The sequence below is a fragment of the Bradyrhizobium sp. WSM4872 genome (genome assembly GCF_055811715.1).
Genome location: NZ_JBVVPT010000003.1, coordinates 41,186 through 55,678, shown reverse-complemented (window position 1 = coordinate 55,678; position 14,493 = coordinate 41,186). Strand labels below are relative to the sequence as shown.

Sequence of the window (14,493 nt, the reverse complement as noted above, 5' to 3'; positions counted from 1 at the left end):
TTCGCCAGCCGTTTTCCTGATGCGGAATAGTAGCAGTGATGTCCGCGTCTCTGCCCGAGGACTGGCGCCATGCCGCAACCCCAAAGCACAGGGTCAGCGTCAAAGCCGTCCCCAGCAGCAGCACGGACAAAAACTGGCTCATGAATACCCCACGACCAGAACCATGGTCAGGCAGCGAGCACGCACAGGCGATTCGGAAAATGCAGGCCAGCTGACCTAGAGACTGTTTTCCCCAGGTTGTAAAACGGTGGATTGGCACCTTAGACCTTGGACCTGCCGCGACTCAGGTTCGGCATCTGCCAAGCGCAATTCTGCGCTTTGCGGAGGCGAGCGTGCGAGCCATCCCCCTGTACAGGATCACCGAACCGACAGCAGTGCGGATGTTGGAGGGCTTTAGGCAGGGACAGACGCCTAGAATGTTCGCGGTGAGGCCAGCGCGATTGGAGGCCTATTTTCGAGCACATCCGGAATATGCGGCGGAGGCGCGACCTCTCATAGAGGCCAACGCGATCGCCGCCCAGCTTCGAAAGGCAGCCGCCAAGCGCGAAAAGACACATTGCAGCCGCGGCCACCCGTTCACGCCGGAGAACACACGGTTTCGCAAGGACCCGAACGACCCGCGTCGCGAGTGTAAGATCTGCGAGCGAGAACGCGCGGCCGATGGCAACGCATTGAAGCCGGGAAGCGCAGATAAGATCCGCGAACTATTGAAGATGAACGTCCGTATCGGCAGCTTCACTTCGGCGGGTGTCGTCGGCAGCGGCTACGTCATGTCGCACCGGACTTTTGTGCGTCTCAGGCGCTCTGATGCAGAGATCGATGCGCTCGCGGCCAAAGTCATCAAGGGCTCGCGATCGAGAGCCCTTCACACCCGTTGGGCTCGCAGCCGCAATGAGACCAAGCGTGACCAAAAGAATGATTACTACACGATCCGCGCAATGCTGCCGGAGAGTTTCCCTGACAGGGACGATGTTGTCAGTGCGATCTTTGAGGATCTACTGACCGGCGCGTTGAGGCGGGAGGATGTGCGATCGCGCGTGAAATCCTATGTGACTGCGCAGAACAGGATGTTTCCGACCAAGTATGCGAAGTTCGGAGATAGCCCGCTGGTCTCGCTGGATGAGGCTATTTTCGATGACGGCTCAGGCACCAGGGGTGACTACGTGAGCCGCGGCCTCTGGGACTAGCGCGCGCAAAAGCATCCCCGGCGTCAGTTGGCCTCGTTGAGAATTACGGACGGTTCGAAGGCATGATTGTCTGGCCGCCGAGAAAGCTCGTGCAGCTTGAACGCGGTGTTTCGATCCCTACACGGAATCGACTGGCAACGTGCAAATCCCGCTTCTTTTCTGGTGTTGCGGATCTCGATCGCGGCGAAACCTGAAGCGTGCGCAGGTTCGGGGTAAAACGCGATCACCCAATCGTATTGCGCAAGAAACTCAGCTACCTTCGGGCTGGCTTCATGGAATTCGAGCGGCGGCTTGGCTTGTGCGGAAGCTAGCGCCGCCTTGTAAAATTCCTCGCGTTCAACCTTGTCCCGCTCATCAGAAGACCACACGCTCAGACCCTCCTAAAAGCACCCGTCCGGCAAAGACACCACGTTTTCTGCCCAATGGGGAGTGGATTTTTAAGCAAATCAGGGGCAGCATGTCCGTGGGCTTGGAAACCCGGACCAGAGCTATAGCCGCACATCCTTGGTCAGGATGCTCCCGATTGGCGTCGGGGGTGACGGCTGAATGAGCCTTCCCGTTTTGGAAGGCTCGACGGACGCACTTGGCGGTGCGGCTCCGAACCCTGTCTTTATGGCCGGGGTCGGGCGTGCTGTCCAGAGGGGAGACTTCCCAGTCCCACCCCTTAAAAGCGCTCGGCGTGTCGCTCTGGCACGTTTCCAAACCCCGGCTGCAGTGGCCGTCCCGCTGCGCGGGCCTTGGAAAGCCCTTACCCAGAGCAACCACCATGACCATCGAAAGACCCATGTTCCCGCAGCGCGCGGAGCCGACCCTAGACCTTGCGTACCGTCGGCTCGAGGATCGAATAAACGACCTCGACCGGCTTTGCGAGATCACCACCGACCTCGTCCGGCAGGTCTGCGAAAATCCTAAAGATGAGCGCGCGCCCGTGCTCGCCGCGACGATCGCAGAGATCACGCAAGATCGCATGAGCGAGCTCAAAGCTACCTATTACCGCTGGCACGAAAAGCCCCTCAGAGACGGTGACAGCTACGATCCCGTCCCCAGCTATATCCAGCGAGGGGCGCAGCAATGAGCAACCTCATCAAATTTCCCGGCAGCCGTACGGAGCAGCCCAAAGCCAGGGCCGAACATGCTTGGGAGCGGCGAGAAAGGTTGGCCAGCCGCGATCGTGAGGCCGTGCTGCACGACATCGACAGGCACATCAAAGCCCGGCAGGCCTATGCGCAGGCAGTGGCTTGGACCGCTGCGGCAGAAGCTGAAAACTTACCCGCGTCTCAGATCGAGGCTGCACGTCAGGGCATTGTAGAGTTCTTTGCCGAGATGCAGGAAGCGGGACGAAACCTGCTGGTCGTCATGCCGACGGACTTGAAGGCCCTTGTCGACCTGCTGCTCTACCTAGAGAAGAACTTCAGCATCCTGCCGCACGAGGTCACCCACAGCGCCGGCGCGGCTCAGTCCCTCGCTTTCGATCTGCTGCGCACCGTGCGGCTCTCGCTTCGAGAGATAGCGAAGTACGGCAAGCACGGGCCTACATCATGAAGCGTCGCCGCAGGATCCACCGAAAGCGCGACCGGCAGCGGCTGATGACGCACCGCAGACGACTGAGGCGGTAACCGGGTGTCAACGACTAACACGGTACGATTGACCATCGCGGATTGGTGACTAGTACCGCGGTACGCATGGGCATTGAGAACCCGTCGGCTACCGGAGCCGGCGGGTTTTTCATATGCTGGAGCTTGGGAGAGATGGCCCGAGGTTCACGCTGGCGAGCCTAACACCACAGGGCCACGTCAACGATCATAATAGCCCGGTGGGTACCCTGGATAACCATTCCTGTGAGATCGGCGGTAGCCATAGCCTGGCGGCGGGTATTCGGGTCTTGGCCTGTTGTAGACGCCAGGCGCCTTATATTCATTAGGATAGCAACGCCCGTTAGAGAAGTTGAAGTCATATCCATCCGGACACGAGCCGCCCCTTCCTGGGAATTGGACCTGTTGAATTTGAGATTCTTCCTGGACAGGCGCGGGCGATATTGACCCGAGGCCAGCCAGAGCCAGTATCGCAGCTTGAATAAGCACCATTTCTCTCCCTCTTGATCGATCCGTAACGAATGGCAAAGAAGCGAGTTCCCGCAACGGTGCTTATAGGACGCTGACGCACAACGGCCCTTGAACGCAGCATTCACCTGCGGTTCACCCGTTCACCCTGGTAGGCCGCCCTCACTGATCCCTCTTCAGCTGGCGCCGTCCCCAATGCGGCCCTTTGCCCTTCGGATTGAGTTCGGGGACGTAGTGACGGTTCAAAGCCCGCAGGACACCGATGCGGGCGAACATTGTCGGGCCGCCGCTTTCTGCGACCAGGATCAACGCCTCCATCGCGGCTTGCCATTCGGGCGCCTGATGCTCCTTCTTCGGCAGAGCGCTGATGTACTCGCCGGCATCGAGCAGCGTCACCAGCTTGCGCCCATCGGGCAGCGGTATGGGCTCGTCGAACGAGCGGGACCATTTCACTTCAAGCGCAGCCGGCCGGAAGGCGCGCGATTGCAACCCCTGATTCCTGGTGGTTGTGATCCCAGCATGACATGATGATCCATTATTTGCGTTTCGGAGGGAAAGCCCGATGCGCCTTGCATTGCCTTATCTTGGAATTTGTCTCTGCGCGTCACTCGCGGCGTGGTTCTCCTTCACGCTGATCTATTGACTGAGCAAATCCTCGCCAGTGGTCAGCAGCCGCACGTAGGTGCCGCTCTCGTGCAGATCGAGCCATCCGCGCTCGACTGCATACTTGATGCCCGCGCCGAACTCCGTGCCGCTTCCCTTCAGCGTGGAGAGGAAGGGGTAGTTGATCTTCTCGATGTGGATACGGCCGTCCTGGACCGGCTCTATTCCGGCGGCGAGCTCGAGCAGCTTGCGGGCTGCGTTTTGTGGATCGGCAAAAGGGCGTTCGGTGACGTGCTTCATCGCTGGAATCAAAACCTCAAGCCCATGCTTGGCCTGAGTTGCCCGCGACTGTCATGCCAGTTCGGGACGATATGCACAGATCCTGCGGCACCGCATGCCAAGCAGACCAGGCGCAAGCCGACGCGCGCCCATGGCTGATCTTGCGGGAGTGTGTCGAGCCGCACGTCGACCCTGCGATCGCAGCGGCCGTTCAGGCACTGGATGCTGCAGGTCACGTGGCCGTCAGCCAGCCATTCAGCAGGAGAGCGGGGCGGATAGTGACCGGCCCATTTTGTGTATCGACGGCGAGCACGCATGCCGCCATCAAAGCGGCATCGTCAGTCTCTCGCAAATAATCGATTCCTAGTAGGTCCAAGCGATCGCGAGTTACTGCCGGTCGTGGGTGTGGAAAAGCGGTCTCACTGTGGAGCGGGTGGATAGGGACTGCGTCCTTGCTGCGCAACCGGTGTCGCTGGCTGCGGTTGCCCCTGTGCGATGAGCAGTGTCCTTTGACCATTTAGAAGTGCAAGCATTGCAGTTCTGAACGCCTGGACTTCATTTTGCTCAGTCTGCCAGCCAAATGGCACGTAGGCGAGCCGATCAAGCTCATGCCGGTCTATGGTGACTCCTGTCGCCTTAGCAATCGTGTGCAGGAGGTCAAAGAACAGATCAGTTCGTCTTGTCATAAAATTATCGAGCTGATTGCCCGGCGCCGGTACCGCCTCGGAAAGATTACCCATGTAGGCTTTATAGGCTTGCAACACATCGGCGTGGTCGAAAAACTCAAGCTGCACTTGATTGAGCGCGCCGACGTGGTCCGCATTCATGACCATCTTTCGCGTTCGCATCAGTGCTGAAAGAATAACGCGTTTTCTCGCATGGGCGTCGCGTTCGAGGTCTTTCTTCCTGGTTATTTCGACCGCTTTGATCGGTCCATAGACAATCGCAACGATGGTGGCGAAGAGGATCAGAAAATTTATGCAATCCGCAAGCTTCAATGTCCAGAACGGTTCTGCCGGCATATTTTCACCAATCGCGAAGTTTCTGAAATTTGGCATTTACGGGCCCGAGAGGAGTAGCAATCCCTATGATCTGCCCGTTTGAAAAATCCGGTGGTAAGGAAAATTCAAGTGGAATTCGCTGATCTGTCGATGGAGCATCAGCACCGGTTATGAGTTCGGGAGAGCCTGCCGGGATTGTGTAAACGACTGTGCACTTCCAACCTTCTGTGGTTTTGCTGACCTTCCCGTCGTATTTCAATCCGCCAGCGTCTACTCCGATTAGGTCGGAGCCGCGGATTGCAAACAACAGAAGGCTCGACCCAGCGCGACCCGTGAGATAGGCGACATAAAACCCTTCCATCCAGGACTCCTCGAATCAGTGCAGCCACGATGGCACGCAGAACGCGCGTTTAGATCCAAATTCTACTTTATCCGTGTAATTCACAGCCCGAGCCATCTCATGACCACCTGAGAAATAGGCGGGCCCGCGCTTGACGTGGCCACCCAGGCGAGAGTCTGATCCTCCAATGGGGCAACATCAGCACGACATCGACGATCTCGCGCGCATGGAGCGCATCTGCCTGGAGCTCGCCGGCGGCTCGACCATGCCGGAGGAGCGGGCAGGGCTCGAGTTTATGGCCAACTGCTATCGAGCCGAAGCGACTTGCCTTCAAGGTCGCTTCCCATCTGCTTCCCAATCCGGATTTTTGGGAAGCAATGGCGCCATAACGCGCTGTATTTCCTATATAAAATCTTTGCTTGACCGATCTCCGGTTATCACATGGCCGTCGTTGCCGGTGTCGTGTTCTTCGCGGTACGCGCGCTGCTCGCTCTGATTCCGGGACTGGCGGCGGGCTTCGCCATCAAGAAATGGTCGGCCGCCGCCGCGCTGGTCGCTGCTGCGTTCTACCTGCTGCTGTCGGGCGCGGAGGTCGCGACGCAAAGATCGTTCTTCATGACGGCGGTGGTGCTGATCGCGGTGATGGTCGATCGCCGCGCCATCACCTTCCGCACGCTTGCTGTGGCTGCGCTGATCGTGCTGGCGGTCGCGCCGGAAGCGCTGGTGCATCCGAGTTTTCAGATGTCGTTTGCGGCAACCCTCGGCCTGGTGGCGCTGGTGCAGATCGGCATGCCGAATTTGTTTGCCTCGCCGGACCATTCGGCGACCGCGCGCATTGCGATGTGGGGCGGCCGCGAGATCGCGATGCTGTTCATGGCTTCGCTGATTGCGGGACTTGCGACCACACCCTACGCCGCTTTCCACTTCCACCGTGTCACGCCGTTCGGCGTGCTCGCCAATCTCGGCGCGATGCCGGTGGTCTCGGCGCTGGTGATGCCGGCGGGACTGTTGGGGCTGCTTGCTGCTCCGTTCGGGCTGGACAGCGTGTTCTGGTGGCTGATGGGGATCGGCATCGACTGGATGGTCGCGGTCTCGCGCTGGGTCGCGGCCTTGCCGGGCGCGGTCGGCCGCATCCCGGCGTTCGGAATCGCGCCGCTGATCGTGGCGAGCCTGGGAATCATCGTGCTGGGCTTGTTGCGGACGCCACTACGCTGGTCCGGCGCCCTGGTGCTGCTGGCAGCGATCCTCTGGGGACTGTCGGCGCGGCAGCCCGACATCCTGATTGCCGGGGATGGCGCGAGCGTCGCCGTGCGGGGCAAGGACGGATATCTGCACCTGATCAGGACGAACAAGGACAGCTTTCTGCTGAGGGAATGGCTCGCTGCCGACGCCGATCCCCGCGATGCGGGCAGAGCCTCGCTGGCCGATGGCGTGTCCTGTGACGAATCCGGCTGCGTGACGCCACTGGCCGACGGGAGGCTGGTCGCGCTGGCACTCCGCGTCGACGCTCTCGCGGACGATTGCAGTCGGGCCGTGCTGGTGGTGACGACACGTCCCGCGCCGCCCGATTGCGCCGCGATGGTGGTCGATCGGCGGCGGCTCGCCAGCCAGAGCGCGCTGGCGCTGGCGCAGCGTGGCGACGGTTTTGCGGTTCAGGCGGTGAGGGCGAGAGGCACGAGCCGCCCCTGGTTGCCGGCCGGCGCCGGCGAGGGTGATTTCGACGGCAGCCTCGCGCCAAAGACGACCGCGTCCCGCATCAAGGACGCAACGCCGGCGGAGACGGACTTGCAGGCCGACGATTGATCTGATGGTGCGGAGCAACGCAGTGGATCGGTGCGTCCGCTCGGATTCGCTGGGCGCAAACTACACCATCTCGCCGGCCACGGCCGGCGATGGCGATTCAATCCTGACCTCCGACCTCGTAGCCGGAGGGCGGCTGTTTCAGCCGATCGGCAGGTGCGTGACGGTCGGCTGCCTGCTGTCGGCGATGATCTGCGCCTTGTGCTCGCGCTCGGTGACCGACTGAGTCACCGGCAGTTGCAGCACGGTCGCTCGCTGGCCTTCGACGAGCTGCGTCACCAGGACATATTTGCCGTCGGGGAATTCGATCGCGTCGTGATGGCGGTCGGGAACGTGCGGATCGATTTTGCCGAACTTGCCCACGCGGGAATTGATGGTGCGCGTCCAGATCCAGCGATTGTCGTAGCGGACGTCGTCGGCGAAGGCGAGCTCCGTTCCCGGCAGCAGGCAGACGGCAACGGATGGATCGGCTGCGGAGGCGAAGCCGCGCGTCGAGGTGCCGCGGAAGCTTGTCGTGACGATCGTCTCGCCGACTTCGGCGGGGCGCGACGCGACGGCATGTAGGCTGTAGTCACACATCGGGTGCTCCTCATGCTGGGATAGCAACCCGCGTCTCTTATCGAGGCGCAGGCCTCTATCAGAGTGGAAGCACGAAAGCTCTGCTTGGTTGTGGGCAAATCTGCGGCTGGCTTCCGCAAGCCGCGATCACATTATCTTTCCCGAATTCAATAGGAACAAAGCCCGTTGCGATGCATTCGGGAGGCGCATGCGCGAATATTGCCGGCTTGGCTGCGGCGGGCGAACTTGATCGCTGGATGGTGTTTCCTCGAACACGCGAGCCGCGACGCGGTGCCATTTGAAGCGGTGCTGTTTCGGTGCTGTTTCCTGGGCGTCGCGAGGAGCCAGCGCCGGAGGAGGGGCCGGATAGTCTGTGCAGAACCAGAACGACTATCCAGCCGGAGCGGACGATGATCCGCTCCAATCTCTGACCGGCGATGCCGGTCGGAAGCGCGCGAGGCGCCAAGCACTTCAGGTATGAAGCACTTCCGGTATCAGTACTTCCGGTAAAGCCCGATCAGCTTGCCCTGAATCTTCACCCGGTTGGGCGGCAGGATGCGGACCTCATAGGCTGCGTTGGCGGGCTCGAGCGCGATCGAGGCGCCGCGACGGCGGAAGCGCTTCAGCGTCGCTTCCTCGTCGTCGATCAGCGCCACCACGATGTCGCCGGTATCAGCGCTCTCGTTGCGCTGGATCAGCGCCATGTCGCCGTCGAGGATGCCGGCCTCGACCATGGAATCACCGCGTACTTCGAGCGCGTAATGCTCGCCCGAGCCGAGCATGTCAGGCGGTACGCTGATGGTATGGCTGCGGGTCTGCAATGCCTCGATCGGCGTGCCGGCCGCGATGCGGCCCATCACCGGCACCGCCACGGGACGTTCGCCCTCGTCAGCGGGCAGGCTGGAGCCCGCACGCACCTTGCCGAGATTGCCCTCGATGACGCTCGGCGTGAAGCCGCGGCGGCTGCCGGCGGCTGCCTGGAGCTCCGGCAGCTTGATGACTTCAATCGCACGGGCGCGGTTGGGCAGGCGTCGGATGAAGCCACGCTCCTCGAGCGCCGTGATCAGGCGATGGATGCCCGACTTCGAGCGCAGGTCGAGCGCATCCTTCATCTCGTCGAAGGAGGGCGGCACGCCGCTTTCCTTCAGACGTTCACTGATGAACCGCAGAAGCTCGTATTGTTTGCGCGTTAACATCTCGACCAAAGTCCCCCGGTTGATGTCGTCCGATTCCGAGACGCTGAATTCGGCCATAAGCCGCTACATGCTCGAAACAAATCATGAACGGACACTATATGTTCGATACATGTTCCGCAACTGCTTAATTTACCGTGAACAGAGCAAAGTTCGCGGAACGCGCATTGCCGGACGCTCAGACGGGGAGCCGCAACACTTCGCAAGCCGTGCCGGCTTCGGCCTTCGGCGCGAACGGTGCGCGCACGAGAAGTACCTGTGCTGCAGCGAGATTCGCAAGCAGCGAAGAGTCTTGATGATTGACGGGAAGAACGACGCGTGTGCCATCGTCACGCTCCTCCAGATGCGCGCGCAGATAGTCCTCGCGCTGGTCGTTGGCGCCGACGTCGCGGCCGAGCACGGCGCGTTCACGGCGATGGTGAATCACCGAACGGCCAGACAGGACGCGAATCAGCGGCACCATGAACAGGAAAGCGCACACATAGGACGACACGGGATTGCCCGGCAGGCCGATCACACCCATTGCGCCGAGCCGTCCGTGCATCATCGGCTTGCCTGGCCGCATCGCGATCTTCCAGAACGCTATCGCGATGCCTTCGTCCCGCAGCGCCTGCTGGACCAGATCGTGGTCGCCGACCGATGCGCCGCCGGTCGTGATCAGGACGTCGGCGCCGCTCTCACGGGCGCTGCGGATGCCGGCGGTGGTCGCCTCCAGCGTGTCGGCGGCAATACCGAGGTCGATGGTCTCGGCGCCCTCGCTGCGGGCGAGCGCGTGCAGGGCGTAGCCGTTGGAATAGACGATCTGGCCGTGGCCGGGCGTGGTGCCCGGCATCACCAGCTCGTCGCCCGTGGCGAGAATCGCGACTTTCGGACGCCTGAAAACGGCAAGGTGCGGATGATTCATGCCGGCGGCGAGCGCGAGGTCGCGCTCGGTGAGACGGCTTCCCTTGCGCAGGAGCACGTCGCCCTCGCGGAAATCGATACCGGCTGGGCGGATGTGCCGTCCGGCGATCGCGGCTTCCTTGATCGTGATACGTTTGCCGGCGACAACAGTGTCTTCCTGGATCACGACGGCATCCGCGCCACCGGGAATGACGCCGCCCGTGAAGATCCGTACGGCCTCGCCGGCGCCGACCCTCCCGGCGAACGGTCGGCCCGCCGCGACTTCGCCGATGACGGTGAGCTCCGAATCGATCGTCGCGGCGTCGGCCGCCCGCACCGCGTAACCGTCCATCGCCGACATCGCCTGCGGCGGCTGCGTGCGCCGCGCCGCGACGTCACGCGCGAGCACGCGATGGTAGGCCTCGTCGAGCGAAATCATTTCTTCCGGCAGTGGCTCTGCATCCGCCAGCACCGCGGCGAGCGCGTCGGAAACCGGCATCAAGGCCACGGCGAAAACTCCTGCTCGGCACGTTCGGGCGAATGTTCCGCAAGTCTTCTAGCCGAGCGCGGGCGCAGAGGCAAAAACGGGGGCAGTCATCCCGCCGCTTCGCATCGTTCCGGAAGCCGGGATCAAGCGCGTCGCGGCATGATCCGAAGAACGTGAGAGATCGGCAGGAAAGTGGTCATCGAAGCCACGAAATCACCGGCCTGCATCGATCAGCTGCCTGCCTGCCCGGATGTTACGTCGGGCGCCTTGGATCCCTTATCCTTGTCGGGCAACGGATCGGCCTGGGATTTCAGATCGGCGGCCTTGCTCACAAGCTTGGCGGAAAGATCCGAATCTGAAGTTGTCCTGGCGAATTCAAGAAGAAGAGAGGCCTGCTTGGTGAGGTAGGTCTTGCCCAACACGATGATGCATCCGTCCGTAGAAGTCCCAGCGGACTCTAAGAGTCCGGAAGGCGGTATTCCGTTCCGGGAACTCTGTACAAAAATGCACAAAGTGATCGGGTTCCTCAATTTTTTCAAAATTGTTCCCGTCGGGTTTCGCGACGACAGATAGTCGTCAGATGCCCAATGCCTTCAATGCGTTCCCGACGTCCCGGGGCGAGGTCACATGCACCGCCGTCAAGCCGCGCGCCCGCGCTCCCTCGATATTTTCGGCAAGATCATCGAAGAACACGATACGCCCGGCGGGCACGCCGATCGCCGCAACGACGTGGTCGAAGGCCTTCGCGTCCGGCTTGCGCAGGCCGATGCTGGACGACAAATACAGCTCGCGGAAATGGCCGAGGAGGTCGGCATATTCCCTCGAGAAATGGTCCACGTGCGGCCGGTTGGTGTTGGAGAAGGCGTAGAGCGGGATCTGCTTCGCTGCCCGCGGCAGCAGCTCGGCGATATCAGGCATTTCGCCGGCGAAGATCGCGTTCCAGCCTTCCAGGAACTGCGCATCCGAAATGCCGATTCCGAGCGAGGCTCGCAATGAGGCGAAATAGTCCTCATCGCTGATCTTCCCCATCTCGTGCAACCGATAGGCTTCGCTGTCCCGCACATAGCGCGCGACGATGGATTCGGGCTCGCAACCGGCATGTCCCGCCCAGCAGGCGATTGCCTTGGAGAAATCGATATCGAGCACCACGCGGCCGAGATCGAACAGGAGCGCATCCGCAGCTCCGGGAGACAGCGATGTCACCTGCATCCTTTCACTCAGTATCGATATGGCTCGTGGTCGAACAGCGGAAACGCGCTGAACACACTCGGCGCGTTGGTTGCGGTCGCCTGGTGCAGGCAGGATTTGTTGACCTCGGCGAACGAGGTCGCACCCAGGAGGCCGAGACAGCGCAGCACTTCGTCCTCGAGCAGCTCCAGCATGCGCGCCACGCCGGCTTCGCCGGCGGCCGCCAACGCCCAGCATTGCAGCCGGCCGATGCCGACGAGGTCGGCGCCCGCCGCGATTGCCTTGACGATGTCGGTGCCGCGACAGACGCCACCATCGACCATGATCTTGGCGCGGCCCTTCACGGCGTCAACGATCTCGGGCAGGACATGCAAGGCGCCGCGACCGTGATCGAGCTGACGGCCGCCATGGTTGGAGACGTAGATCCATTCGACGCCGTGATCGATCGCGATCAGTGCGTCCTCTGACGTCGCGATGCCCTTGAGGATCAGCGGGATCTTGAACTTGTCCTTGATCATCTTCACGGTCCGCCACTCCAGACCCTTCTGGTAGTCGCCGCCGGTGGCGCGCAGGCGGCTCTCGCGAACGTAGCGCTTGGCGATGTCACGTTCGCGACGGCTGTAATGAGCGGTGTCGACGGTCAGGCAGAAGGCGGCATAGGCGTTCTTCTCGGCCCGGCTGACGACGTCGGCGACGAAGGCGTCGTCGCCGCGCACATAGAGCTGGTAAAGGCGCAGCGCGTCGGGCGCAGCTTCGGCGGTCTTTTCCAGGCCGGGCTCGGACACCGAACTGAGCATGTGCGCCGCACCGAAAGTGCCGCAGGCGCGTGCCACGCTCGCCGCACCATCCGGGTCGAAGATCTCGAGCGCGCCGACGGGGGCGAGCAAGACCGGCAGGCGCATCTTGCGGCCGAACTGCTCGACCGAGCCGGTGACCTTGCGGACATCGCGCAGCACGCGCGGGCGGAAGGCGATCTCGTCCAGCGCCGTGCGGTTGCGACGCATCGTGGTCTCGGTCTCGGCCGCGCCGACGATATAGTCCCAGGCATTCTGGTTGAGGTTGGCGCGGGCTTTCCGGATGAATTCATGCAGATTCTGGAACGGCTCGGTGCTGGCGCCGAGCTCGACGTTCCTTTCCGGTTGGATGCGGGGTGCCTCGTTCATTGTTATCCTCCCGAGAATTTGAAGCCTTCCCTCATCGCCTAACCCGTCCGGGGCGCCAAAACCATCCTAAAATGGCATGGCTGCGAGGCGTGGGCCGGCCGCCCCCCGCTGCGCACGAACCGGGTCCTGCAACGTTGCCGAAAGTTTAGGTCCGGACGAGGGGATTTTTACGGTGTACCCGCCGGCGTGGCATCCCGGCCTTGAAGAAACCAGAATGGTATTGTGAGAAGCAGGCTGGATCGCCATTTGCATGGCGGCTCTCCAGCCCCACCGAACCGCGAAGCAAAAAGGCCAGCCTATTCATGCGGAAAACCCTGCTGTTTCCACTGGGCGCGCTCACCGGAGCGTGTCTGACCCTTTTGGTAGCCAGTCCGCACGGCGGCGTATGGGCGGCACGGGCGGCAGCGAGCGCGGATGACGCCTATTCCAAGCTCAATTTGTTCGGCGAAGTGTTCGAGCGGGTGAAGGCGAGCTATGTCGAGAAGCCCGACAATGCCAAGCTGATCGAAGGCGCGATCACCGGCATGGTGACCTCGCTCGATCCGCACTCGCGCTACATGAACGACAAGGCCTGGACCGAGATGCAGGAGACCACCTCCGGCGAGTTCGGCGGGCTCGGCATCGAGGTCACGATGGAGGAGGGGCTGGTCAAGGTCGTCTCGCCGATCGACGACACGCCGGCCTCCAAGGCCGGCATCATGTCCGGCGACCTCATCAGCAAGATCGACGGCGATGCCGTGCAGGGCATGACGCTCGAGCAGGCCGTCAACAAGATGAAGGGGCCGGTCGAGACCCAGACCAAGCTCACGATCGTGCGCAAGGGGGCCGACGCCCCGCTCGACGTCGCGATCAAGCGCGAGATCATCCATGTGCGCCCGGTGCGCTTCCATGTCGAGAACGGCGATATCGGCTATATCCGCGTCACCTCGTTCAACGAGCAGACCACCGATGGCCTGAAGAAGGCGATCGCATCGATCGCCAAGGAGGTTCCGCCGGAGAAGCTGGTGGGCTACGTGATGGACCTGCGCAACAATCCAGGCGGATTGCTCGACCAGGCCGTATCGGTGTCGAGCGCGTTCCTGCAGCGTGGCGAGGTCGTCTCGACCCGCGGCCGCAATCCGGAAGAGACCCAGCGCTTCACCGCGCATGGTGGCGACCTCACCAAGGGCAAGCCGCTGGTGGTTCTCGTCAACGGCGGCTCGGCCTCGGCCTCGGAGATCGTGGCCGGCGCCCTGCATGACCACAAGCGCGCGACGCTGATCGGCACGCGCTCGTTCGGCAAGGGCTCGGTGCAGACCATCATTCCGCTCGGCACCGGCAACGGCGCGCTGGCGCTGACCACGGCGCGCTACTACACGCCTTCGGGCCGCTCGATCCAGGCCCAGGGCATCGCGCCCGACATCGAGATCCTCCAGGACGTGCCGGCCGAGCTGAAGGGCCGGATGGACACCATGGCGGAGTCCCAGATGCGCGGTCATCTCCAGGCGGCCGATGGCACCGAGCAGACCGGGTCGCAGTCCTATGTCCCGCCGGAAGCCAAAGACGACAAGGCCCTGCATACGGCCTACGACTTCCTGCACGGCCAAACCGCGAATGCGGTCGCCGCCAAGCCGGCGTCGAAGGCTGCGGTGCCGAACTAATTGATCGCCTGTCGAGATGCCGCAGGGTGGGCAAAGGAGCGTAAGCGCCGTGCCCACCGGTTCTGCATCCGCGGCGAGACAAGAGGTGGGCACGCTTCGCTTTGCCCACCTA

Annotated in this window: 15 protein-coding genes and 1 pseudogene; 5 read left to right on the top strand and 11 right to left on the bottom strand. The window is 62.2% G+C overall.

The features are described 5' to 3' along the window. The first annotated feature begins 440 nt into the window (after positions 1-440). Positions 441-1,187, top strand: coding sequence for a hypothetical protein (locus AC0L3C_RS05915; RefSeq protein ID WP_473407412.1), 747 nt, complete (start codon positions 441-443; stop codon positions 1,185-1,187). Between the two features lie 23 nt (positions 1,188-1,210). Here the strand turns inward: AC0L3C_RS05915 and AC0L3C_RS05910 are convergent, their stop codons facing one another. Next, positions 1,211-1,555, bottom strand: a complete 345-nt coding sequence (locus tag AC0L3C_RS05910) for a hypothetical protein (protein WP_473407411.1) — start codon at positions 1,553-1,555, stop codon at positions 1,211-1,213. Positions 1,556-1,953: 398 nt separating this feature from the next. Here AC0L3C_RS05910 and AC0L3C_RS05905 point away from each other — a divergent pair, with 398 nt between their 5' ends. Both AC0L3C_RS05905 and AC0L3C_RS05900 read left to right on the top strand, forming a co-directional pair. After that, positions 1,954-2,262: a hypothetical protein gene (locus AC0L3C_RS05905; protein WP_473407410.1), complete on the top strand. Its 309-nt coding sequence runs from the start codon at positions 1,954-1,956 to the stop codon at positions 2,260-2,262. Continuing rightward, on the top strand, positions 2,259-2,729 hold the full coding sequence (locus tag AC0L3C_RS05900; protein ID WP_473407409.1) for a hypothetical protein: 471 nt from the start codon (positions 2,259-2,261) through the stop codon (positions 2,727-2,729). The genes AC0L3C_RS05905 and AC0L3C_RS05900 overlap by 4 nt, the downstream gene beginning before the upstream one ends. A 680-nt stretch (positions 2,730-3,409) precedes the next feature. Here AC0L3C_RS05900 and AC0L3C_RS05895 read toward each other — a convergent pair. From AC0L3C_RS05895 to AC0L3C_RS05880, 4 genes are all read right to left on the bottom strand, one after another. After that, a complete protein-coding gene (locus AC0L3C_RS05895; RefSeq protein ID WP_473407408.1) occupies positions 3,410-3,736 on the bottom strand; it encodes a hypothetical protein in 327 nt (108 codons plus the stop codon). Between the two features lie 147 nt (positions 3,737-3,883). After that, entirely contained in the window at positions 3,884-4,150 is a 267-nt protein-coding gene (locus AC0L3C_RS05890) for a hypothetical protein (protein ID WP_473407407.1), read from the bottom strand. Between the two features lie 398 nt (positions 4,151-4,548). Next, positions 4,549-5,187 carry a DUF6680 family protein gene (locus AC0L3C_RS05885; RefSeq protein WP_473407406.1) on the bottom strand — a complete coding sequence of 213 codons (639 nt, stop codon included), beginning with the start codon at positions 5,185-5,187 and terminating at the stop codon, positions 4,549-4,551. After that, positions 5,156-5,491 carry a hypothetical protein gene (locus tag AC0L3C_RS05880; protein ID WP_473407405.1) on the bottom strand — a complete coding sequence of 112 codons (336 nt, stop codon included), beginning with the start codon at positions 5,489-5,491 and terminating at the stop codon, positions 5,156-5,158. The genes AC0L3C_RS05885 and AC0L3C_RS05880 overlap by 32 nt, the downstream gene beginning before the upstream one ends. Positions 5,492-5,896: 405 nt before the next feature. Here AC0L3C_RS05880 and AC0L3C_RS05875 point away from each other — a divergent pair. Further along, positions 5,897-7,273: pseudogene (locus tag AC0L3C_RS05875) on the top strand (ComEC/Rec2 family competence protein); the annotation flags it as partial. Positions 7,274-7,411: 138 nt separating this feature from the next. Here AC0L3C_RS05875 and AC0L3C_RS05870 read toward each other — a convergent pair. The 6 genes from AC0L3C_RS05870 to AC0L3C_RS05845 form a co-directional block, all read right to left on the bottom strand. After that, positions 7,412-7,849, bottom strand: a complete 438-nt coding sequence (locus AC0L3C_RS05870) for a hypothetical protein (protein ID WP_473260002.1) — start codon at positions 7,847-7,849, stop codon at positions 7,412-7,414. A 473-nt stretch (positions 7,850-8,322) separates the two neighbouring features. Continuing rightward, on the bottom strand, positions 8,323-9,024 hold the full coding sequence (gene lexA / locus AC0L3C_RS05865) for a transcriptional repressor LexA (protein WP_007610823.1): 702 nt from the start codon (positions 9,022-9,024) through the stop codon (positions 8,323-8,325). Between the two features lie 175 nt (positions 9,025-9,199). After that, complete coding sequence (locus AC0L3C_RS05860) at positions 9,200-10,411, bottom strand: molybdopterin molybdotransferase MoeA (RefSeq protein WP_473282839.1); 1,212 nt, start codon at positions 10,409-10,411, stop codon at positions 9,200-9,202. 209 nt (positions 10,412-10,620) lie between these two features. Then, positions 10,621-10,812, bottom strand: coding sequence for a hypothetical protein (locus AC0L3C_RS05855; RefSeq protein WP_473260006.1), 192 nt, complete (start codon positions 10,810-10,812; stop codon positions 10,621-10,623). Between the two features lie 154 nt (positions 10,813-10,966). Continuing rightward, positions 10,967-11,599: an HAD family hydrolase gene (locus AC0L3C_RS05850; RefSeq protein WP_473260009.1), complete on the bottom strand. Its 633-nt coding sequence runs from the start codon at positions 11,597-11,599 to the stop codon at positions 10,967-10,969. 8 nt (positions 11,600-11,607) lie between these two features. After that, positions 11,608-12,741 carry an alpha-hydroxy acid oxidase gene (locus tag AC0L3C_RS05845; RefSeq protein ID WP_473260011.1) on the bottom strand — a complete coding sequence of 378 codons (1,134 nt, stop codon included), beginning with the start codon at positions 12,739-12,741 and terminating at the stop codon, positions 11,608-11,610. 302 nt (positions 12,742-13,043) lie between these two features. Here AC0L3C_RS05845 and AC0L3C_RS05840 point away from each other — a divergent pair, with 302 nt between their 5' ends. After that, positions 13,044-14,381: a S41 family peptidase gene (locus AC0L3C_RS05840; RefSeq protein WP_473260013.1), complete on the top strand. Its 1,338-nt coding sequence runs from the start codon at positions 13,044-13,046 to the stop codon at positions 14,379-14,381. Positions 14,382-14,493: the final 112 nt, after the last annotated feature.